Source organism: Dokdonella soli, from assembly GCF_039523175.1.
Lineage (GTDB): Bacteria > Pseudomonadota > Gammaproteobacteria > Xanthomonadales > Rhodanobacteraceae > Dokdonella_A > Dokdonella_A soli.
The window spans coordinates 92,947-112,431 of the sequence record NZ_BAAAEU010000007.1; the positions used below are offsets into that span (position 1 = coordinate 92,947).

Below are 19,485 nucleotides of genomic sequence, written 5' to 3' on the forward strand. Positions count from 1 at the left end.
CTGGCGTTCTACGTGGTAGTTCATCTGGATCTCTTCGAACCCATGGTGCCTTGACGGCAAACGCAACGGTGTGTCTCGTCTCCGAACGGCGCTAGTTCGCCACGTCGAAGACCAGTACAGCCGCCATGGCCTTCGAGTCGCCCGGCGAGGCCGCCACGAACAGCTTGTTCAAGCCCGGCACGAGAATGCCGGTCTTCGCGCCAGGTGCCGAAGGAACGCGCGCGAGTTCTTCGTAGTGATCGGCGTCCTTCTCATGGAACACACCGATGTAGCCCTCGCCGCCCAGCACATAGATGCGATGCCTCGCCTCGTCGAAAATGACCTGGTCGGTGCGTTCCGGCGCCTTGAAATCAGCGATCGATGCGCCGGTATCGGCGTTCACCACGATCAGCCGGCCGGGCTGGCGCGTCACCACGAACAAGCGCCGGTTCGCTTCGTCGAACGCGAGCGGCGCGTTCTTTTGCGCTTCCTTGATCGGCCAGGTGGCGACCACCGCCCGCGTCTTCTTGTCGAGCACGGCCATGGTGTTCTTGCCGGTGACGTTGATGTAGATCTTGTCGCCGTGCTCTTCGATCGCCATCGCCTCGACCTTGTCGGTGTCGAACTTGAGTTCGCCGTAGCTTTTGCCCGTGTAGGGATCGAGCTCGACCAGATGCGAATCGGGCTTCTTCATGTCGCGGCCACCGGCGACCACGTACAGGCGCTTGCGGCCCGCGTCATAGCCCATCGAATCGGCGCCGGGGGTGTGCTTGAACGAATCGACGATCTTGTAAGTCGCTCCGTCGATCACCTTGGTCGCGCCGTCGGAGCCGGTCTGGGTCACGATCAGCTTGTTGACATCCGGCAGGTACAAAAGGCCATGCGGCGTCTCGACGCCGGAGATCGTCTTCAGATGCTTTGCCGACTTGAGATCGAAGACCTCGAGCGTGTCGTGATCCTCGGCCGCGAGAAACAGGCGATTGCCCTTGATGTCGACTTCGAAGTGATCGAAGTCGCCGGTGTAGCCGGGCAACTCGGTGCGACCCGCTGGCGTCAGCACCGGCGCCGCGGCTTTCGACGGCACGACGCCCTGAGCCGGTGCGGCTGGGATCTGGCACATTGCAGTCGCGACAAACATGGACATCAAGGTCCGCATCGGTAGCTTGCGCAGGGTCATAGGGTCTTTCCTTGGAAGGTTCAGTTGGCGTGTTGCCCGCACCGCTGGCACGGGTGCCCATGTGCGTCGAGCGGCACTGGAGTGCTTCGGTTCGGCTCTGCTCGCGACGTGGGATCAGGGCGCGGGCTGCAGCAGCGCGTCGACCGTCGCAATCTGTCGGGCCATCGCGTCACGGACTTCGTCCGCTTTCTTGTGCAGCGCCTCCTGGTCGTCGCCCTTCTTGTAAGGGAAGACAACACCGACGGCACCGATCACCTTGCCGCCGGCATCGTGCAGCACTCCCTCGGATTCGAAGCGGTCGCCCGTTTCGTTGATCTCCAGTTTCGGCTTGCCGGTCTTGATCACGTCCATATCGTCCTCATCGGCCTTCTTGCCGATGCGACCGATGTTGGAGGCGATGATCGGATAGCTGGCGTTCGATTTCGTCGCGACGTGCATAGCGATGATGATGATGTCGCCGTTGGCATCCAACGCCGTATCGACGAGGTGCTGGGCGAACGTATGCGTGGGGACGGACGCATCGAACAGATAGTTCTCCATCAGGTTGGCGACGTGCGAGATGCGCCGCGCCAGGTCATCGCGGATCTTCTCCGCTTTCTTCTGCAAGGCATTCCTGTCGTCGCCGGCCTTGTAGGGGAACACGATGCCGATCGCGCCGATCGGACGATGCGAAGCGTCCTTCATGACTAGCTCGACCTCGTAGCGATCGCCGGCCTTGTTGACGCTGAGATTGGGCATTCCCGTATCGATCACGCGCTGGTCATCGGCGTCGGCCTTCTTGCCGATGCGGCCGATATTGGAAGCGATGATGACGTTGTCGCTCGCCTTCGGCGGTTTGACGTGCATGGCGACGACAGCGATCTCCGGATGCGCCGCTACGATTTGATCCACCAGCTCTTGCGCGTAGATCTTCCTGGGTGGTTCGGCCGCGAGCACGGGCGCGACCACCCCGGGCGTCAAGATAAAAAGGGCGGATGCCAAGGCGGCCACACGCAGCATATGCACTCCCGTTCCTGTTTGATGAGCTGTCGAGTTCACTGTCGATTTCGCGATTGATCTTGACCGCGCGGCGACCGTGAAGCGAATCCGGCTGCCGCATGGTCGTTGCACGGCGCGCACCTTAGCCCGCAAACCTGTCCTCGCCCTGAAGGCATCCTGAAAGAAAATTCAGTTGCGTGCTGCACCGCACATCGCTTCGGCCGCTGCACTCTGCTTTAGTGCATTGCAGCACTTCGCTCGCAAGAATAGTTTCGTCAATGAAAGTCCTGATCGTTGAAGACCAGCACGGCCTCGGCCAGTTTCTCAAGCAGGGTCTGGCGGAACGCAGCTACACCGTGACCTGGGTGCGCACCTGCAGCGACGCGCGCAATGCGCTGTGCGAAACCAACTACGACGTGATCGTGCTGGACCTCGGCCTGCCCGACGGCGACGGCCTCGACTTGCTGCGCGAATGGCGGCAGAGCGGCTTCGTCGAACCCGTGCTGATCCTCAGCGCACGCGATACGGTGGACGATCGCATCGCCGGCCTGAATCGCGGAGCCGACGACTACCTGCAGAAGCCTTTCAGTTTCGAGGAACTGCTGGCGCGTATCCGCGCCCTGATCCGGCGCCAGGGTGCGGTCAAGCAGACCGTCCTCGAATATCGCGGCATCCGGCTCGATCTGCTCAGCCACACCGTGCGCATCAACAGCAACGAGGTCGACCTCACCAGCCGCGAGTTCGCACTGCTCGAAATTTTCATGCACAACCCGGGGCGCACGCTCACGCGCACACTGATTTCCGAAAAAATATGGGCATCGCACTACGAAGTCGACACCAACCTGCTCGACGTCTACATGAGCCGCCTGCGCGCCAAACTCGAACCGGGTTTCGACAAGCCGTTGTTCAAGACCGTACGCGGCGTCGGGTATCAACTGGTGTGAGCCGGTCTCCATGATCCGCTCGATTGGCGCGCGATTGGCGACGTGGTACGCACTGGCTGCGACGGTCACCCTCGCCTGCCTGTTCGTGGCCGGCTATCGCCTGCTGGAGAACCGGCTGATGCATGGACTCGACCTGCTCAACGCGTCGGAGTTCACACAGATCAAGGCGCATCTGGGCAACGACTTCGGACAGCTCGATTTGCGTTCCATCGACCAGCGCATCCGCGAGACCACGGAATATGCCTCCGTGCTGTTCTACATCAACGTGCACAATCCGAAGACGAACATGTTGTTCTATTCGACCAACCTCAAAGGCGTGCCCATCCCGGACGTGCCAGGCGAGCACATCTACGATGCGGAACTTGCAGGTGTCGGCCGCGTACGAGTCGGCGAATTCATTCTGGGAGGCTTGGACGTTGTCATCGCCACGCCTTCGGCGCAAATCGACACGGTGATGCAGGGTTACGTAGAAGTGTGCGCCGCATTGCTGGTCGCGATGCTTCTGGCGAGCTTGGCCATCGGTTATGGCCTGAGCCGGTTCGCGCTGCGCCCGATTCGCCTGATCAGCGGAACTGCACTGCGTATCGGGTCGGACAACCTGAGCGAGCGCATCCCCGTTTCGTCCGTCCACGACGAAGTGTCCGATCTTGCGCGCCTGCTCAACGCGATGTTCGATCGCCTGGAATTGTCGTTCAACCAGATCCGCCGATTCAGCGCAGATGCCTCGCATGAGCTGAAAACGCCGTTGTCGCTGGTGCGGCTGCACGCAGAAAAGCTGCTCTTCGACGGCCCTCTGCTGCCGGAACAGGAAGATGGCTTGCAGATCCAGCTCGAGGAACTCGCGCGGCTGGACAAGATCATCGATCAACTGCTGTTTCTTTCGCGCGCCGAGGCCAACGCGATCAGGCTTGATCTGATGGCCCACAATCCCGCGATCTTTCTGCGAGGCTTCGTCCAGGACGCCGGGGCATTGGTCGAACATCAAGGTTTGCATTTCGAGTTCAGCCACCAGGGCAGCGGCAAGATCAGGTTCGACGGAAAATGGATCCGTCAGGTACTGCTCAACCTCATTGCCAACGCGATCAAGGTCTCGCCGCCGCAAGGAACCATAACGCTGAGTTCGGTCCTTGCGGAAGGCGTGTGGCGGGTCGGCGTCGAGGATCAAGGCCCCGGCCTGGCTGCCAATCAATGCGAGCAGATATTCGAGCGGTTCGTGCGTCTCACCGCTTCAGGGGGCAGGGATGACAAAGGCAGCGGCCTGGGCCTCTCCATTTGCCGCAGCATCGTCGGCCTGCATGGCGGCCGCATCTTCGCGCAGAACGCGAACGGACATTCCGGACTGCGCGTTACCTTTGAAATCTGACACTACGAACCACTCGACGCCGGCAGCTCCGCCGTCAGCGCATATCGTCGACGACCTTGCTTCGGATCGGAGTTTCCAGAACTTGATCGGAAGCTCGAATATCCGGCTCGGCTCGGCTGACGGATCCGCTAACACCCGTCGAAGCCGCTGTTGAAGATGACATCGTTCTGCTGCACCTCATAGGCGCCGACGTCCGCCGCTGCTCCGGAGACGCGTGGATAACCCGTCCCGCGCTGGTCCGTACCCTGATTGGCGGCGTTGTTGCCAGCGTCGATCGCCGGACTTCGGCTCATCAACGAATGCGTCTGCGTCGGACCGCCGTTGTCGCGCAACGGCCCCAACAAGGGGCATGCCGTGGTGACGGTGGGCGGATGCTGCGGCCCGATGGAGGCGCGAATCAGGCTGTTGGCGCTCGTGATGACGATCGGCGCGCCGCTGCTGGTGGTAATGGTGCTGAAATCCGCCGCCGTCGTGCCGTAGGCGTTGTTCGACAGGATCGAACTCTGCAGATCCACCGCAAACGACGTCAGGGTCGGATGGTTGTAACTGGAGACCACCGAAAGGCCGGCCGCGTGCAGGAACGTGTCGTTCGGCGCATGGGAAATCGCGGCTTTGTTGAACGCGATCGTGCTGTTCCGCACCGTCGTCGGCGAGTCGGAGCGCACGCCACCGACCTCGCCCGTCAGTGCCACATTGCCGGATATGGTGCTGCTGACGATCGTCAGCGTGGGCTGGACGCCGCCAGCCGCGACATACAGACCTCCCACCTCCTTCTGCGCGGTGTTGCCGGAGATGGTCGACTCGATGATTTGAGCGCTGGACGCTACCAGGGCACCTCCCCCGCTCCCGGCCGTGTTGCCGTTGATCGTGCTCCCCTTCATGTACAGGGTGCCTCCCGACCAGACGCCGCCTCCTGCCCCTCCGAATGCGGAAGTCGTCGTCGTTGCCGAGTTGCCGGCAATCTGGCTGTATTTCACGCGGAGGTTGCCACGGGCGTTCACGCCGCCGCCGTTGAATCCCACGCCCATTCCGGGTGACTTGATCGAGCAGCTGTACACCGTGGAGTCGAGCAGGGTCACGTTGCCCTTGGAATAGATGCACCCTCCGTTGCCCGCGCTGAACGCGCTCCCCGCGGCCGGAACGAGATTGCCGTAACTGACGTTGAGATACTGCAGTTGAAGGGTGCCGGCCCCCTTGTGGTAGAGGACGCGATCGTTCTCCAGACTGCATGCGTGGTTGAAGTAGTAGCACCCGGTGATCACCTCGTGTCGAGCCGGCCCCTGGATGTTCAGGTCGTTCTGCGCAATCGTGATCGCTCCCGTCGTCAGCGTGATCGTGCTGCAGGTGAGTCCGGACAGGTCGACGACGTCGCCGGACAGCGTGGTCGGCGCGGCAATCACCGCGCGCAGGCTGCCGGCGCCGCTGTCGTTGCAGTTGGTCACCGGCCAAGTGGTCGCGGCGAACGCTTCCGGCGCCGCCAGCAGGAACAGCGCGGTGAAGCAGGCGGCGAGCGGCTTGCGGCGAGCGGTCGATGGAAGGGAAGGCATCGAAGTCTGCACGATCATTCTCCCGAATCAGAGGGGTACGCGTGTCGCGGTGTCGACCTAGAACAGCGTCGGACACCCGTCGAAGCCGTTGTTGAACACGATGTCGGCCTGCTGCACTTCATAGGCGCCGATGTCCGCCGCTGCTCCGGACACGCGCGGATAGCCTGTCCCGCGTTGGTCCGTCCCCAGGTTGGCGGCGTTGTTGCCGGTGTTGATGGCCGGACTTCGGCTCATCAATGCGTGCGTCTGCGTCGGACCGCCGTTGTCGCGCAGCGTGCCGAGCAGGGGGCAACTCGTGGTTGTGGCCGGCACCACCGGCCCGAGGGCTGCGCGGACCAGGTTGTTGGCGCCGCTGATCGTGAGCGTGTGGTTGGGCGTGACGACCGAACTGAAGTCCAGCTCGGTCGCGCTGGTGCCCGAACCATAGGTGTTGTTCGACAGGATCGAGCTTTGCAGTTCGACCGCGATCGTCGTGCCGGTGGGTGCGGCGCCGGTCGTGACCGTCAGTCCGGGCGCGAAGCTGTAGGCCATGCCATTGCTCGCCATCACCGCGGTGTTGAACGCGATCGTGCTGTTCTTCACGGTCGTCGGAATCAGCGACTCCACGCCGCCGATGGTTTGCGCTGTCGCCGAATTGCCGGAGATCGTGCTGTCGATGACATTCAGGCGATCGTCGGCGACATGCCCGTTGACCAGCACGCCACCGACCGTTGCGGCCGCGTTGCCGGAAATCGTCGAATAGAGCAGGCCGGCGCCTCGACCGGCATAAGCTCCGCCCGCCGAGCCGGTCGCGGTGTTGCCGCTGATCGTGCTGCTGGCGAGCGAGACACTGTAACCGGCCCAGAGCCCGCCTCCATTTCCGGAGTTGGCCTTGTTTGCGAAAACCGCGCTGTCGCGCAGGGACAGGAACCCGCGTACGTAAATGCCCCCGCCATGGGCCTGGGCGCCGCCCGGCGCGGTGGCCGTGCAGCCGAACACCTGCGTGCGAAACAGCGACACGCTGGCGTTGGATGCGATACAACCACCGTTGGCCGGACCCGCGACAGGCGAAAGCCGTCCATCGTAGATGTCGAGATATTGCAGCGAAAGTTCGCCATTGCCGGTATGGTTGAAGACGCGATCGTTCTGATAGGTACCGTTGTACTTCCCGCTGATGCCGACGAGATCGCCTGGCCCCAGCAGCGTCAGGGAGTCCTGTGCAACCGTGATCGCGCCGGTGTGGAGGCTGATCCTGCTGCACGCATAGGTGGTCCGCAGCTTGGACAGGTCGACGGTATCGCCGGACAGCGTGGTCGGCGCGGCGATCACCGCGCGCAAGCTGCCGGGACCGCTGTCGTTGCAATTGGTCACCGTCCAGGTATTCGCGGCGACAGCCTCCGGAGCCACCAACGCGAACAGCACCGCGATGCAGGCTGCCAGCGGCTGACGTCGCACGGTCGACGGAATGCACGATGAAATCGTCATGCCTGCTCTCCGTTGAATCGGAAAATCAGTTGTACGTTTCCAGGAACCCGCTGCAGCGGATGGAAAGGACTCTCAGCAGTTGCTCGAAGCCGTTCGCGAAGATGCGATCGAGCGCGACCGACGACGAAGCCTCGCTGCTCGTAGCCGTTCGCATCGGTCGCGCCACGCGGATTCGGAACGGCCAGCGTACCGACCGTCGACGCGAGTTGGGCGCAGGCGAGCGCAACGCCCGGCGGCCATGGAACGGCACCGAAAACGTTCGTTGCGATGCGGAACCTGACGCGATGCCTGCATGTTCCCATGATCGCCGCTCTTTTTCGGAAGCCCGGTCATCCAGCAGACGCGGGCATACGCTCATGAATGCCGCAGCGCGCGAAAGCGAACAGCGCCCGGCTCACCGGTCGGAAACCGCTGCGCGGGAGCCGCTGTAGAATGGGGCAAACCGGGAGAACGCCGTGCTGACCGAACGCTTCACGCGCGCCACCGAGTACGCCCGCGAAACCCACGCCGGCCAGGTGCGCAAGGGCACGAGCGTTCCCTACCTGTCCCACCTGCTCGGTGTCGCGAGCCTCGTGCTCGATTACGGTGGCGACGAAGACCAGGCGATCGCAGGTCTCCTGCACGACATCGTCGAAGACCAGGGTGCACACCACGAGGCGATCGTGCGCCAGCGATTCGGCGAACGCGTCGCGCGGATCGTCATGGCCTGCACCGACGGTTCCCATGAATCGAGAGCCGAGGACGTCACGCCGGAACAAAAGCGCGCGAACTGGCAAGCCCGCAAGACCGCGTACCTCGAGCACCTGGAGACGCAACCGGACGACGTGCTGCTGGTGTCCGCCTGCGACAAGCTGCACAACGCGCGCGCGATCGTGCGCGACATCCGCGATCCCTCGGTGGGCGCCGCGGTCTTCGAACGCTTCACCGGCAAGCGCGACGGAACGCTCTGGTACTACACGTCGCTGGCCGACCTGTGCTCGTTACGCAATACGCCGGTCGCCATCGAACTCGCGGCGGTGGTGGAGGAAATGAGAGACATGCCGGGCGGTTCGCTGAGCGGCATGATCATCAATCGCGGCGCATTTTGACGCGCGGCTGACGGGCCTCGGCGCAGGCGTCCGTGAATGCCCGACGTGCCGAACGACGCCGGATGGGATATGGGCCGTGATCCTACCGGACAGGCATCCTATTCTATTGATTTACAACATTTGTATAGATGCTCAGTGGACAACTGACTCACAAAGGTACTCACGTTATTCGATGCTCGCCATTGCGGCCGCCGACATCGGGATTCGCTCGATGCCGAGCCGCTGTAGCACGATGACGCGAGCCATCCGCACGTGCTTTTCCCGCAGTCGTCCGTTCGGCTCTTTTGCTCTGGCGTTTCGCTTCGCTTTGTCGTCATGCCCGATCCTCGCTCCGGCAGCATCACAGCGATAACCGGCTCGCCAGCATTGCCCGGAGCGACGTGCAGCACGAATGCAACCGCCGCCAGCCGAGAACACGCAGCGATTAGATCGTGCGATGCTTGAGGCGGTTCTCTCCGGAAGATAAATGATGACGTGTCGAGTCGATGGCCGCGCTTTTGCGAACGAGGATGGCCGGGCCTGGGTTGAAAGGTTGGCTGCATACCGAATGCCGAGCGATCGGCGCGCCGTCTTCGAGTTGACCGTGACTGCGCTTCCGTTTCTCTCTCTTTGGAGCGCCATGGCACTGGCCGCGAACCACGGATTGCCGTGGCTTCTGCCGCTGCTCGTGTTACCCGCCGCCGGGTTCCTCGTTCGGCTTTTTCTCATCCAACACGATTGCGGACATGGCTCCTTCTTTTCGCACAAGACAACCAACGACTGGGTCGGCCGCGTACTCAGCATCCTCACCATTACGCCTTACGATCACTGGCGGCGTGGGCACGCGCTTCACCATGCCACGGCCGGCAACCTGGCGCGTCGCGGCATCGGTGACGTCGATACCCTGACGGTTTCAGAATATGAGGCTCGCTCTGCTTGGGGACGTCTGCGCTACTGGACGTATCGGCACCCAATCATTCTGTTCGGCATCGGTCCCACCTATCTTTTCGTCATCCAAAACCGCTGGCCCGCGGGGTTCACCCGCAATGGTTGGAGGCCGTGGTTGAGCACCATGGGCACCAACGTCGCCATCGGCGCGGCGGCAATCGCCGTCATCAGCATCGTGGGACTGCGGACATTCCTTTGGGTCGAAATCCCCACGCTTCTCTTGGCTGCCGCCGCCGGAGTCTGGCTGTTTTACATCCAGCACCAGTTCGAAAAAACTTTCTGGGCCGAAGGTGCTCTATGGAACGTTCACGACGCGGCACTGCGCGGCAGCTCGCACTACGATCTGCCTCTCGTCCTTCGGTGGTTCTCCGCGAACATCGGCATCCACCACGTCCACCATCTTTCGAGCCGCATTCCGTCTTATCGGTTGCCTTCAGTGCTCGGGGACTTCCCCGCACTCAAAGAGATCGGAAGGTTGACTCTTTGGCAAAGCTTTCGGTGCGTGCCGTTGACACTCTGGGATGACGAAGGCCAGCGCCTCATCTCATTCAAGGACCTACGTCATCGGCCCGCAGCTCACGCCTCCGGCTGACAACGCACCCGGCGTGGATGCCGTGGGCAACACCGCCTGCACCGCGGGAGGCGGCGGAGCCGGGGCAAGGTGGACGTGTAGCAGGACGCAGGGCCGCATAGAAATTGGTACGTCCCAACGGCTTGGCGGCGAACGCGGCCAGCGATGGATGCTGCGTCTTGGGGGAAGGCCGGCAACCGACAAGCGGTCATTGAGCTTCCACCATCGAATTCTCCGACTCCGTGCAAGATGAAGCGCGGTTGGTTCACAGTGGCCTGTAACTACTTGCAGGTTTCTAGACACCGAGCAACCTGTAGTCTCTGAACCCCAATGGGGACAAGGATCTCCGCCCCATGGACGACGACGCAATCCGTTTTCTCATTGACGAAGGAAGGGGAGCGCACATGAAGGTGAACAGTCCACTGCAACAGGCCAATGACCGCGCTGACGATGTCGCTGCTAAGGAACTGAATCTGTCGGCTGCGGACGCGGAAGCCGTCTCCGGCGCAATCGAGCAGTCGCGGATGACTCGAGATCAGGTGCTCCGCCGGAGCTTGGCGTGCCCGCCGATCATCGACAACTTGCGCTGCATCACGGTTGCCAACAATCTGCGTTGCCCGGCGGTCTCCAAGAGTCTGCGTTGCCCGGCAATCGGTTCGGCGCTGCGTTGTCCGGCGATCACCGATGCACTGAAGTGCCAAGCGATCACCGATGCACTGAAATGCAGCGCTATCGCGCTGGCGCTGAAGTGCAAGGCCATCCGCGAAAGCCTCAAGAACACCAAGGTTGCCGATCAACTCCGGCTCGGCAACTTGGCGATAGCATGACTTGACCGCCATGAGCAAGGAGTCCACGGCCTTCCAGGAGGTCGTGCGGTTCTGCTTGGGAAGCGTTGGCTACCGGTGCGAAAGGATTGGGGCATTCATCGGTGCTGTCGAAGCTTTGCCAACGGAGCCCTTGACGACGCTCCTTGGCAAAGCCCATTTGGCCGGGCTGTTCAAGTCCGTCGTCGCACGGCACGAGCTGCGCACCCGCAGGCTGCAGGCCGCTATTACGCGCATGGTGCCGGTGTTGCGCGCGCGCGCGATTTTCAACCGCAACATCCACGCCGAGCTGCTCAATCTGGGCAGCAAGCTCGCGGTCGCAGACGGCCGGGTGCGCCCCGTTGTGCTGAAAGGCATCGCCTGTTGGGACACGTACTATGACGACCCGATCGCGCGGCGCGTGCGCGATCTCGATCTCTTGATCGAGAGCCCGGATCAGGCCGATATCATCTGCGACGTGCTCGAGGAGGAGGGCTACGAGGCGCTGTTCTTCGTCGATGACAAACGCACGGTGCGCGAGCATTTCCGGTCTGGCGAGAGCTATAGCGTGCCGCCGTTGCGCATCCGCAGACGCGCCGACATCGAGGACGACGATGAGGTCGGTGATTTCCGGGAATTGGAAGACGTCGTCCGCCGTCACGGTGGCGACACCGGGCTGGAACTTGTGGACGACCTCGGGCCAATCCTCACTGTCGATGTGGAACTTCACAGGGCGCTGTTCGCGACGACGGAAGGCACGTTCGTCGGCTCCGAGCCAAGCGACTACCGTCTCTCCGCGACGCTGCCGCAGTTTCGCGAGATGACAACCGGTGCTGCTTTGGCTTACACCGGGGTGAAACTCGCGCTCGACATTTTGGAAACGCTGTCCTGCGGTGAGAACAACGTCAAGTGCCTCAAGCTCGCGGCGGATTTCGTCCGCATCCTCGAAAAGAGCGGCCAGCGAGATTTCGAAGAAGCTATTGTCGTCGCCCGCCGCTGGAACTGCTTGCATCACTTCGCCGACACGCTCCAGGCCGTCCGCGTGCTGACCCCGGAGGTAGCACTGCACGGTCTGCCTGCACCTGACGGCAACGATTCGCTGGATCTGCTGCTGGATGTTGCGGCAGACGCGCTCGAGGGGACCCTTCCATGCTCGGCATAACCCAGTATCTGGCTTGCCATCGCATCTCCATGGACACGATCCAAGGATACGTGCGTCCACTTGGAGATGGCGAATGCCTGCTGCTTGTCGGGTCCGTCGCGGAAGGCCTTGCCAATCCGGAATCGGATCTCGACCTGTTGTTGCTCGCGAACGATCGTGACGCCGGAGAGCACGAACTGCACGGCGACATGCTCCGCGCCATGCCCGAGGGCTTCGACCTCAATATCGAGGTGATCACGCATGCCCGCGCTGAGGCTGTGTGTCGATTCTTCCTGCACAATCTCAACGAGGCTAGGCGCCCCGCGGCAGCAGGCGCGCCGCGCTCGCTGACCTTCGTCGGCGCTGACGAGCTTCGTCTGCTGCACCGACTGCGTACCGGTATTCCCTTGATCGCGTCGGCGAACTCCGTTGACACCCTGCGCGACTGCTATGCGCTGCACGCGCTTCCCGATTTCTGCACCCTGCAACATGTCGCCTGCCATCTGCGGTTGAGAGCTGACGCGTCGCAGACCGTACAAGATGCGGGCGACCCGCACACGCCGCTGGTGATGAGCCAGCTGGCTGGCCAGCACCTGATCGCCGCCGTACTCGCCTCGATAGGCGAAACCAACCCGAATCCGAAGTGGTTGCTGCGGCTGCTGCGCGATCACCGCCGCATGCTGCAGACGTTCGATCCTGACCGCCTGATCCGTCTCGCCCTGCCGGGGGCGGCCTCCTCCGCCCGCGACATCGTGGACGAGCTGCAGGCGGTGTCGGAGATGACCCTGGCGCGGTTGGTCATCGAAGCCGGTCGGGCCGGGTCGCCAACCGCCGTGGCGCTCAGCGATCTGCTCCCGCGGCACCCCCGCGTCTTGCCCGCCGAACCTGTGGACTGCGTGGTATGAAGACAGAAACGATCCCCGGACTCCTGATCGAAGGCGTCGACTATTCTGGCAAGACCGCGGTCTCGACCGAGTTGGAGCGGATAATGCGGGAGCGCGGCTACGAACCGTATCGCCGCGCTTGCTTCATGCACGAGCATCCGATCATCGATGGCCTTCTGGCGCTTGCCAAGGCCAGCCAGCGGATGGACGAACGCGACATCTGCTACACCGCGAGCATCCTGTTGGACCTGACCCTGCCCGCGCTGCCATCGCCGCCGGGGTACCTCCTACAGGAGCGGCATGTGCAGACCCAGATCGGGCGCAACACCTTCTTCTATGAAGACGACGAACGCTGGCAAGTGACCACGCTAAGGCGGCTGCGCCGCTGTTTCTCAACCCAGGTCTATCTCACCTCCAATCTTGCGGCGAAGCGGGAGCGCACGCGTACGCGCACGCCCAAGAGCCCGCGCGACGCGCTGCTGGCAGAGGACGTGCTGCTGCATCAACGCTACGACGACTACATGCGCGACACCTTGCCCGGAGGCGAGGCTTGGCTGGTGATTGACACCTCGGTGTTAAGTATCGCCGACGTCGCTGGACTGATCTTGGACCAGATTGAGACCTTCGATGAATGCGCCGCATTCGCCCGCGTATGACGGCGACCCGCCAAGCCGGGTTGTTGCGTTCTACCGCCAACGCGGTGGCGGCGTGGAGATTGCGAACGCTCCTGTCTTGGATGGCGAAACGGCAGAGCTGCCGCCGCGCGACCGGCTGAAAGGCTGCGGCCTGCGCCTGTTCGGCGCTGATGGGCTGGAATACCTTGACGCCGTGTCGGGCACGTTCAACCTATCGCTGGGCTACAACCATCCGGCGGTAGTGCGCGGCGTACGCGCGCAGCTCGAACGGATCGTGCACATCAGCTCGCATTTCTCCGGCGAGGTCGTGGAAACGGTCAAACGCAAGCTGCTGGCCCATGCGCCGCCTGGCATCGACGCGGTCTGGCTGCGTGACGTTACCGGGTCGACCGCTGTCGAGGGAGCAATTAAGTTCGCACAAAAATACACGGGTAAAACCGACGTTATCAGTCTATTCCACTCGCATCATGGCCAGACCGCGTACACCACCGCGATCTCAGGCAACGCCTTCCGACGGGCGAACCAACCGGACGCGACCTCGAGTCATTCGATCAAAGTCCCGGCGCCCTACTGTCACCGCTGCTTCTTTGGCGCCGAATACCCCGGTTGCGGTCTGCCCTGCGTCAGCCGAATCCAAGACTTCATAGATTATGCCAGCAGCGGCCGCGTCGCCGCCGTGATCGTCGAGCCGGTGCAAGGCAACGGCGGGAATATCGTGCCACCCCACGGTTATTTCGACGAATTGCGCGCGCTGTGCGATCGCAACGGGATGCTGTTGATTCTCGACGAGGTGCAGACCGGTATCGGCCGCACCGGACACATGTACGCCAGCGAGACCTTCGGCATCCGGCCGGATCTCGTCGTGATAGCCAAAGGCCTCGGCGGCATCGGCATCCCGGTCGCTGCCATCCTGATGCGCTCGCCGCTGTTGGTGCTGGACGGCCACGAACATTCGTTCACCTCGGGCGCCAACCTCGTCGCGCTCGCGGCCGCGGAGGCCACGCTCGACACCATCACCGCGCCAGGCTTCCTGGAGAACGTACGGCGCAAGTCCATCCTGCTGCGCCGCTGCCTCGAGAGCATCGGCCGCGATTCGCAGATTGTGTCTGATGTTCGCGGCGTTGGCTTCATGTGGGGCCTTGAAGTGGTCGACGCTGCGCGACGGCCCTCGTCCGAAGTCACGGAACGAATCATCGAAGTGGCGCTACGCAAACATCGACTAATCCTGCGCAACGCGCGCTACGGACGCGGCAACGTGCTCAAGGTACGGCCTGCCTTGGTGGCCACTGAGGCGGACCTGATCGAGATCACGCAGCGCCTGCGCGAGGCGATCGCAGAAGTGGAAGATGGGGTAACCCGTGAATAGGGCGCTCACTTTTCGCGCGCCGTGGGACCTACGGTTGGAAGTCCGCCCCGTGCCGCCCCCCCCAAGGCCAACCGAAGTGCTTGTGAGAATCCGGGCGACCGGTATTTGCGGTACCGATCTTGGGATCGTCCGCGGGGAGTACCAGGCCAGGCCGGGCGTGGTGCTAGGGCACGAATCGGCAGGCGAAGTCGCGCGCGTCGGCCGTGCCGTGCGCGCCGTTCGGCCGGGGGATCGCGTGGTCATCGACCCGACGTTCTTCTGCGGCTACTGCCGAATGTGCCGCAGCCTGCGGCCTAACCACTGCGAGTCGAAGGCCGAGCGCGAATCTGGCGTAAGCCAGGATGGCACCTTTGCCCACTACTACTGCACCGACGAGCGTTTCGTGCACCGCATCGCCGACCAGGTGAGTTTCGCCGAAGCCTCACTCACCGAGCCCTTAAGTTGTGCGCTAACCGGACTGGAGCAGTTGCGCCTGCGCGCCGACATGGACACGGTCGTCGCCGGTGCGGGGCCCATGGGCATGCTCTACTGCTACGCGCTGGCCGCGCGCGGGTTCGTGGGCACAATGATCGAACAGTCGACCGGACGCCTGGCACTATGCCGCAGACTGCTACCGTCGGGATGGCAGATCTCGCCGACACCGGATGAAGTCGCGGATTCGCTGGACCTCGTGGTTGACACTACCGGCGCCGCGACCTCGTGGGCGTTGCGTAGTCTGCGTCGTGGCGGGCAGTTGCTGACCATCGGCCTGAACAGCACGCGCTGCGAGCTTCAACCCGCGCTGCTGGCCGATAGAAGTTTGAGCATTGTTGGCTCCATCGACTCCATCGGCACCTTCTCGCTCGCCAGGATGATGATCGACACCGGCTCGATTCCTGCGCAGCAGCTGGTCACCAACGAGCTGCCCCTTGATCAGTACGAACAGGGTTTCGCGTTGCTCGGCATGGATCTGCACAAACGGCAACGTTCGCTTGGCGAAATCCGCGCCCTCAAGGTTGTGCTCACCAGCTGAGCAATCCCCTCCTCGCGAATGCCTCCGAGGTGAGGCGTGGACCCGCGACTTCACATTTGGCCGCTGCCACCGCGGCGGCAAAACGCATGCGTTCATGCAGCGGTTCGCCACGAAGCAGTGCTGAGACATACCCCGCATGGAAGGCGTCGCCAGCACCGGTCGTATCGACGACAGTACACGGCGCCGCAGGCATGTGCACAACCGCATCGTCCCCGACCGCGACGCCAACCGAGCCCCGAGCGCCCATCGTCGCCACCACCGAGACCGGGCCCTTGCCCGAAAGCACGCGCACCGCCTCGGCTGGATCCTCGCGCTGCGCCAAGCGCCGCACGATCTCCAGGGGCGCGATCAGATGCCCCGCAAAAGTTGCCAGCACCATCGTTTGCTGTGTAAGCACCTCAATGTCCATCGCCAGCGGCGTTCCCGTTTCCGCCGCAAGCCGGGCAAGGTGCAGCGAAGCGGCGGCTTCATGCCCATCGGTGTATACCACCGCGCAACCGGCCACAGCCGCCGCCGAGATCGCGAAATGATCCATTGACAATCGCGGATCGCGGTACATGACAATAGTCCGATTACATCCCGCCACCAGAATGCAGGCGGCGTGGTGTCGGCAATCCGACACGGTAGTGGCGAGGCCCAGGTCGACGCCTGTCGTCGCGAAAGCTTCGCGGCTGACCCTCGCACCCACGTCGTCGCCGAACGCGCCGGCAAACATCACATCCAGATCAAGCAGGGAGAGTGTGGACGCGACGTTCGCTCCTTGCCCTCCGGCGTACACATCGTAGCGCTCGCTCTGGACCTTCGCGTCCGGAGCGAGACCGCCCGCCACTCTGAACACATGGTCCACGGTAGTGTTGCCCAGCACCAGAGCGCGCGCGCGGCTCAGGCCGTGCACTCACGCAGGAACGACATCACATCTGCGAGAGAACCGCAGATCATGTCAGCCGCTGAAACATCAGCGGTAGGATGGCTGACGCAGGGAATACCAATCACGTAGCAACCCGCGGCGCGCGCGCTGCGCATGCCCGTGGGCGAATCCTCGCAAGCGAAGCAGTCGCGCGGGTCCACGCCTAACGCCGCTGCCGCGGCGAGGTAAACATCCGGCGCAGGCTTTCCGCGCCCGGGCGGTACATCGTCGTGACCAGAGCGCCGCAACGGCAGATACCGGTCAAGATTCGCCGCTGCGAGCGAGGCGTCAATCTGATCGTGCGGCAGCGAAGATACCACCGCCATTGGCAGACCGCGTTCGTGCGCCCAGGCGAGCAGCTCCGGAGCTCCGGGCAGCACGTCTAGGCGCCTTCCGCGCAGAAGTTCGACATAGGCGTGTGTGCGCTTCAACACTGCGACGTCGGGATCAAAATCGAGCCCAAAACGTTCGTTGAGGCTGAGCCAGCAGGCTCGTTCGTCCCAGCCCACATACATTTCATACTGAGTGCGATCGATGATGACGCCGCGCGTGGCCAGCACTGCTGCGGTGCTCTCAAAATGCAGGTATTCGCTGTCGACCAGGGTTCCGTCAAGATCGATCAACAATCCCGCGGGTGCGGTGTCGCGAGGCCGTGCCTTCCGCATACACCAGTCTCCGTGGTGTAGGAATTTCCTCGGCCTCAGAGTGTACTCTTTTACTTATCATTTCAAGATGAAAGCGGTTGCCCATGCGGAGCAGTGCGCGCGAGGCTAGGCCGCGCGGCCTAGTGCTTCGTCTGCAAGACGTTCGTGGGCCTTTGTGTGCGCCTGGTAGAGCGCGTTGATGGCCTCAGGAACGTCACGGCGAACGTCGTCGGACGATATGGGACGGTGTCGGACGAGGAGATGGTGGGCCGTGATGGGATCGAACCATCGACCAATGGATTAAAAGTCCACTGCTCTACCGCTGAGCTAACGGCCCCCGTTTCAATCAAACAACGCCATCGCGCGTAGCGCGATTATCACTCCCCCTCTCCCGCTTGCGGGAGAGGGCAAGGGGTGAGGGCCACGTTGCGACTGCGTCCAACGAAGCCCCCGAGTACGTCCCTTGCGCCGATGCGCGGGAGCCGGGAAAACCCGCCAAGGCGATACGCGGTCGAATCGCCGCCATCGCGAGGGGCGCGAAGTTTACCCGTCCCGGCGCCTTAGCGGTAGCGCGTCGGGTCGGCTACGCCGGCGACGCGGAATCCGTCGGCACGCAGGCGGCAGGCGTCGCAATGGCCGCAGGCGCGGCCGTCGGCGTCGGCCTGGTAGCAGGACACGGTCGCCGCGAAGTCGATGCCGAGGCGCTGGCCTTCGCGCACGATGTCGGCCTTGCCGAGGTTCATCAGAGGCGCATGGACGCGCAGGCGCGCGCCTTCGACGCCGGCCTTGGTGGCAAGGTTCGCCAGCTTCTCGAATGCGTCGACGAACGCGGGCCGGCAGTCCGGATAGCCGGAGTAGTCGACTGCGTTGACCCCGCAGAAGATGTCCTGTGCACCGAGTACTTCGGCCCAGCCGAGTGCGACCGACAGCATGATCGTGTTGCGGGCCGGCACGTAGGTGACCGGAATGCCGCTGCCGCCGTCGTCCGGCACCGCGATGTCGTCGGTCAGCGCGGAGCCACCGATGCTGCGCAGGTCGACATGCACGGTCTTGTGCGCCTTCGCGCCGAGCGCGAGCGCGACGCGCTGCGCGGCCTGCAGTTCCGAGGAATGGCGCTGGCCGTAGTCGACGCTCAGTGCGTAACACGTGAAGCCGCGTTCACGCGCGATCGCGAGCGTGACGGCCGAGTCCATGCCGCCGGAGACGAGCACGACGGCGTAGCGGATTTCATTTGACATAGCGTGTGAGTGACTGATCCAGGCGGCTGACCGGGCTGAAGACGCTGGGTCCCGGCGTTCGCCGGGACGACGAGCAGGTATTCTTTCCCTATTCCCTATTCCCTGCTTTTCAGTGCCCCGGCTCTTCGCCCCACAGCAGCTTGTGCAGCTGCAGCTGCAGGCGCACCGGCAGGCGGTCGGCGAGGATCCATTCGGCGAGTTCACGCGGCGCGATGCGCCCGTACACGGGTGAGAACAGGACCTGGCAGCGCGCCGCCAGCGCATGTTCGCGCAGGCGCTCAACGGCCCAGTCGTAATCGGCGCGATCGGCGATCACAATCTTGACTTGGTCATGCGGCGTCAGGTGGGCAAGATTCGACCACAGGTTGCGCGCGACCTCGCCGGATCCCGGCGCCTTCAGGTCCAGCACCTTGCGCACGCGCGCATCGACCTCGGCGACATCGAGCGCGCCTGAGGTCTCCAGCGAGACTTCGTAGCCCGTGTCGCAGAGCTGGGCAAGCAAGTTGAGGCAGCGCTTCTGCGCCAGCGGCTCGCCGCCGGTGACGCAGACATGCCGCGTGCCGTGCGCGGCGACTTCGGCGAGCACTTCGGCGATCGAACGCCACTGGCCACCATGAAACGCGTATTCGGTATCGCACCAGACGCAGCGCAGCGGGCAGCCGGTCAGGCGCACGAACACGGTCGGCCAGCCGACTGCATCGGCTTCGCCCTGCACGGAGTGAAAGATTTCGCTGATGCGCAGGCGCTGTTCGGACTGCGCGGAAGGGACGGTGCCCGCGGCATCGCCGTCGGCGAGGTGGCGAGCGGTAACGCTCAT

The 19,485-nt window shown here is 63.3% G+C and carries 19 protein-coding genes and 1 tRNA gene; 11 read left to right on the forward strand and 9 right to left on the reverse strand.

The features are described 5' to 3' along the window. Positions 1-91: 91 nt before the first annotated feature. Together ABD002_RS08805 and ABD002_RS08810 are read right to left on the reverse strand one after the other, a co-directional pair. The gene (locus tag ABD002_RS08805) at positions 92-1,156 is read right to left on the reverse strand and encodes a YncE family protein (protein WP_343789677.1); all 1,065 of its coding nucleotides are present in this window, start codon (positions 1,154-1,156) and stop codon (positions 92-94) included. A gap of 114 nt (positions 1,157-1,270) precedes the next feature. Beyond that, positions 1,271-2,275, reverse strand: a complete 1,005-nt coding sequence (locus ABD002_RS08810; protein ID WP_343789680.1) for a hypothetical protein — start codon at positions 2,273-2,275, stop codon at positions 1,271-1,273. Positions 2,276-2,412: 137 nt separating this feature from the next. Between ABD002_RS08810 and ABD002_RS08815 the strand changes: the two genes are divergently transcribed. Both ABD002_RS08815 and ABD002_RS08820 read left to right on the forward strand, forming a co-directional pair. Next, positions 2,413-3,078, forward strand: a complete 666-nt coding sequence (locus ABD002_RS08815; RefSeq protein WP_343789683.1) for a response regulator transcription factor — start codon at positions 2,413-2,415, stop codon at positions 3,076-3,078. 247 nt (positions 3,079-3,325) lie between these two features. Further along, positions 3,326-4,441: a sensor histidine kinase gene (locus ABD002_RS08820; protein ID WP_343789686.1), complete on the forward strand. Its 1,116-nt coding sequence runs from the start codon at positions 3,326-3,328 to the stop codon at positions 4,439-4,441. Between the two features lie 128 nt (positions 4,442-4,569). On the opposite strand, the gene ABD002_RS08825 is transcribed toward ABD002_RS08820, so the two are convergent. Beyond that, positions 4,570-6,000, reverse strand: coding sequence for a choice-of-anchor Q domain-containing protein (locus tag ABD002_RS08825; RefSeq protein ID WP_343789689.1), 1,431 nt, complete (start codon positions 5,998-6,000; stop codon positions 4,570-4,572). Between the two features lie 45 nt (positions 6,001-6,045). After that, positions 6,046-7,452 (reverse strand): choice-of-anchor Q domain-containing protein, encoded by a 1,407-nt coding sequence (locus ABD002_RS08830; RefSeq protein WP_343789692.1) that lies wholly within the window; start codon positions 7,450-7,452, stop codon positions 6,046-6,048. Between ABD002_RS08830 and ABD002_RS08835 the strand changes: the two genes are divergently transcribed. The 9 genes from ABD002_RS08835 (at position 7,440) to ABD002_RS08875 (ending at position 15,879) form a co-directional block, all read left to right on the forward strand. After that, positions 7,440-7,883: a hypothetical protein gene (locus ABD002_RS08835; protein WP_343789695.1), complete on the forward strand. Its 444-nt coding sequence runs from the start codon at positions 7,440-7,442 to the stop codon at positions 7,881-7,883. The two genes, ABD002_RS08830 and ABD002_RS08835, sit on opposite strands and share 13 nt — an antisense overlap. A gap of 24 nt (positions 7,884-7,907) precedes the next feature. Then, positions 7,908-8,540 carry an HD domain-containing protein gene (locus ABD002_RS08840; RefSeq protein ID WP_343789697.1) on the forward strand — a complete coding sequence of 211 codons (633 nt, stop codon included), beginning with the start codon at positions 7,908-7,910 and terminating at the stop codon, positions 8,538-8,540. A gap of 619 nt (positions 8,541-9,159) precedes the next feature. Continuing rightward, the gene (locus ABD002_RS08845; protein WP_343789700.1) at positions 9,160-10,059 is read left to right on the forward strand and encodes a fatty acid desaturase; all 900 of its coding nucleotides are present in this window, start codon (positions 9,160-9,162) and stop codon (positions 10,057-10,059) included. Between the two features lie 332 nt (positions 10,060-10,391). Beyond that, positions 10,392-10,865 (forward strand): hypothetical protein, encoded by a 474-nt coding sequence (locus ABD002_RS08850; protein ID WP_343789703.1) that lies wholly within the window; start codon positions 10,392-10,394, stop codon positions 10,863-10,865. Between the two features lie 10 nt (positions 10,866-10,875). Then, positions 10,876-12,003: a nucleotidyltransferase family protein gene (locus tag ABD002_RS08855; protein ID WP_343789705.1), complete on the forward strand. Its 1,128-nt coding sequence runs from the start codon at positions 10,876-10,878 to the stop codon at positions 12,001-12,003. Beyond that, entirely contained in the window at positions 11,991-12,887 is an 897-nt protein-coding gene (locus tag ABD002_RS08860) for a nucleotidyltransferase domain-containing protein (protein ID WP_343789707.1), read from the forward strand. Before ABD002_RS08855 ends, ABD002_RS08860 begins: the two co-directional genes overlap by 13 nt. Beyond that, on the forward strand, positions 12,884-13,522 hold the full coding sequence (locus ABD002_RS08865; RefSeq protein WP_343789710.1) for a hypothetical protein: 639 nt from the start codon (positions 12,884-12,886) through the stop codon (positions 13,520-13,522). Before ABD002_RS08860 ends, ABD002_RS08865 begins: the two co-directional genes overlap by 4 nt. Next, entirely contained in the window at positions 13,494-14,867 is a 1,374-nt protein-coding gene (locus tag ABD002_RS08870) for an aspartate aminotransferase family protein (protein WP_343789713.1), read from the forward strand. Before ABD002_RS08865 ends, ABD002_RS08870 begins: the two co-directional genes overlap by 29 nt. 76 nt (positions 14,868-14,943) lie before the next feature. Continuing rightward, on the forward strand, positions 14,944-15,879 hold the full coding sequence (locus tag ABD002_RS08875; RefSeq protein WP_343789716.1) for a zinc-dependent alcohol dehydrogenase: 936 nt from the start codon (positions 14,944-14,946) through the stop codon (positions 15,877-15,879). On the opposite strand, the gene ABD002_RS08880 is transcribed toward ABD002_RS08875, so the two are convergent. From ABD002_RS08880 to queE, 5 genes are all read right to left on the reverse strand, one after another. Further along, a complete protein-coding gene (locus tag ABD002_RS08880; RefSeq protein WP_343789719.1) occupies positions 15,869-16,774 on the reverse strand; it encodes a carbohydrate kinase family protein in 906 nt (301 codons plus the stop codon). The genes ABD002_RS08875 and ABD002_RS08880 overlap by 11 nt on opposite strands. Continuing rightward, entirely contained in the window at positions 16,762-17,409 is a 648-nt protein-coding gene (locus ABD002_RS08885; protein WP_343789722.1) for an HAD family hydrolase, read from the reverse strand. Before ABD002_RS08885 ends, ABD002_RS08880 begins: the two co-directional genes overlap by 13 nt. A 283-nt stretch (positions 17,410-17,692) precedes the next feature. After that, a tRNA-Lys gene (locus tag ABD002_RS08890) sits at positions 17,693-17,767 on the reverse strand. A 223-nt stretch (positions 17,768-17,990) separates the two neighbouring features. Further along, the gene (gene queC / locus ABD002_RS08895) at positions 17,991-18,656 is read right to left on the reverse strand and encodes a 7-cyano-7-deazaguanine synthase QueC (RefSeq protein WP_343790182.1); all 666 of its coding nucleotides are present in this window, start codon (positions 18,654-18,656) and stop codon (positions 17,991-17,993) included. A gap of 121 nt (positions 18,657-18,777) precedes the next feature. Beyond that, positions 18,778-19,485 (reverse strand): 7-carboxy-7-deazaguanine synthase QueE, encoded by a 708-nt coding sequence (queE, locus tag ABD002_RS08900; RefSeq protein WP_343789725.1) that lies wholly within the window; start codon positions 19,483-19,485, stop codon positions 18,778-18,780.

What these genes read in the sequence shown, in the direction of transcription:
- ABD002_RS08805 (WP_343789677.1), bottom strand. Translation starts at nt 1,156, where the DNA reads ATGACCCTGCGCAAGCTACCGATGCGGACCTTGATGTCCATGTTTGTC.
- ABD002_RS08815 (WP_343789683.1), top strand. Translation starts at nt 2,413, where the DNA reads ATGAAAGTCCTGATCGTTGAAGACCAGCACGGCCTCGGCCAGTTTCTC.
- ABD002_RS08835 (WP_343789695.1), top strand. Translation starts at nt 7,440, where the DNA reads ATGAAATCGTCATGCCTGCTCTCCGTTGAATCGGAAAATCAGTTGTAC.
- ABD002_RS08830 (WP_343789692.1), bottom strand. Translation starts at nt 7,452, where the DNA reads ATGACGATTTCATCGTGCATTCCGTCGACCGTGCGACGTCAGCCGCTG.
- ABD002_RS08845 (WP_343789700.1), top strand. Translation starts at nt 9,160, where the DNA reads ATGGCACTGGCCGCGAACCACGGATTGCCGTGGCTTCTGCCGCTGCTC.
- ABD002_RS08850 (WP_343789703.1), top strand. Translation starts at nt 10,392, where the DNA reads ATGGACGACGACGCAATCCGTTTTCTCATTGACGAAGGAAGGGGAGCG.
- ABD002_RS08855 (WP_343789705.1), top strand. Translation starts at nt 10,876, where the DNA reads ATGAGCAAGGAGTCCACGGCCTTCCAGGAGGTCGTGCGGTTCTGCTTG.
- ABD002_RS08860 (WP_343789707.1), top strand. Translation starts at nt 11,991, where the DNA reads ATGCTCGGCATAACCCAGTATCTGGCTTGCCATCGCATCTCCATGGAC.
- ABD002_RS08865 (WP_343789710.1), top strand. Translation starts at nt 12,884, where the DNA reads ATGAAGACAGAAACGATCCCCGGACTCCTGATCGAAGGCGTCGACTAT.
- ABD002_RS08870 (WP_343789713.1), top strand. Translation starts at nt 13,494, where the DNA reads ATGAATGCGCCGCATTCGCCCGCGTATGACGGCGACCCGCCAAGCCGG.
- queE (WP_343789725.1), bottom strand. Translation starts at nt 19,485, where the DNA reads ATGAGCGTTACCGCTCGCCACCTCGCCGACGGCGATGCCGCGGGCACC.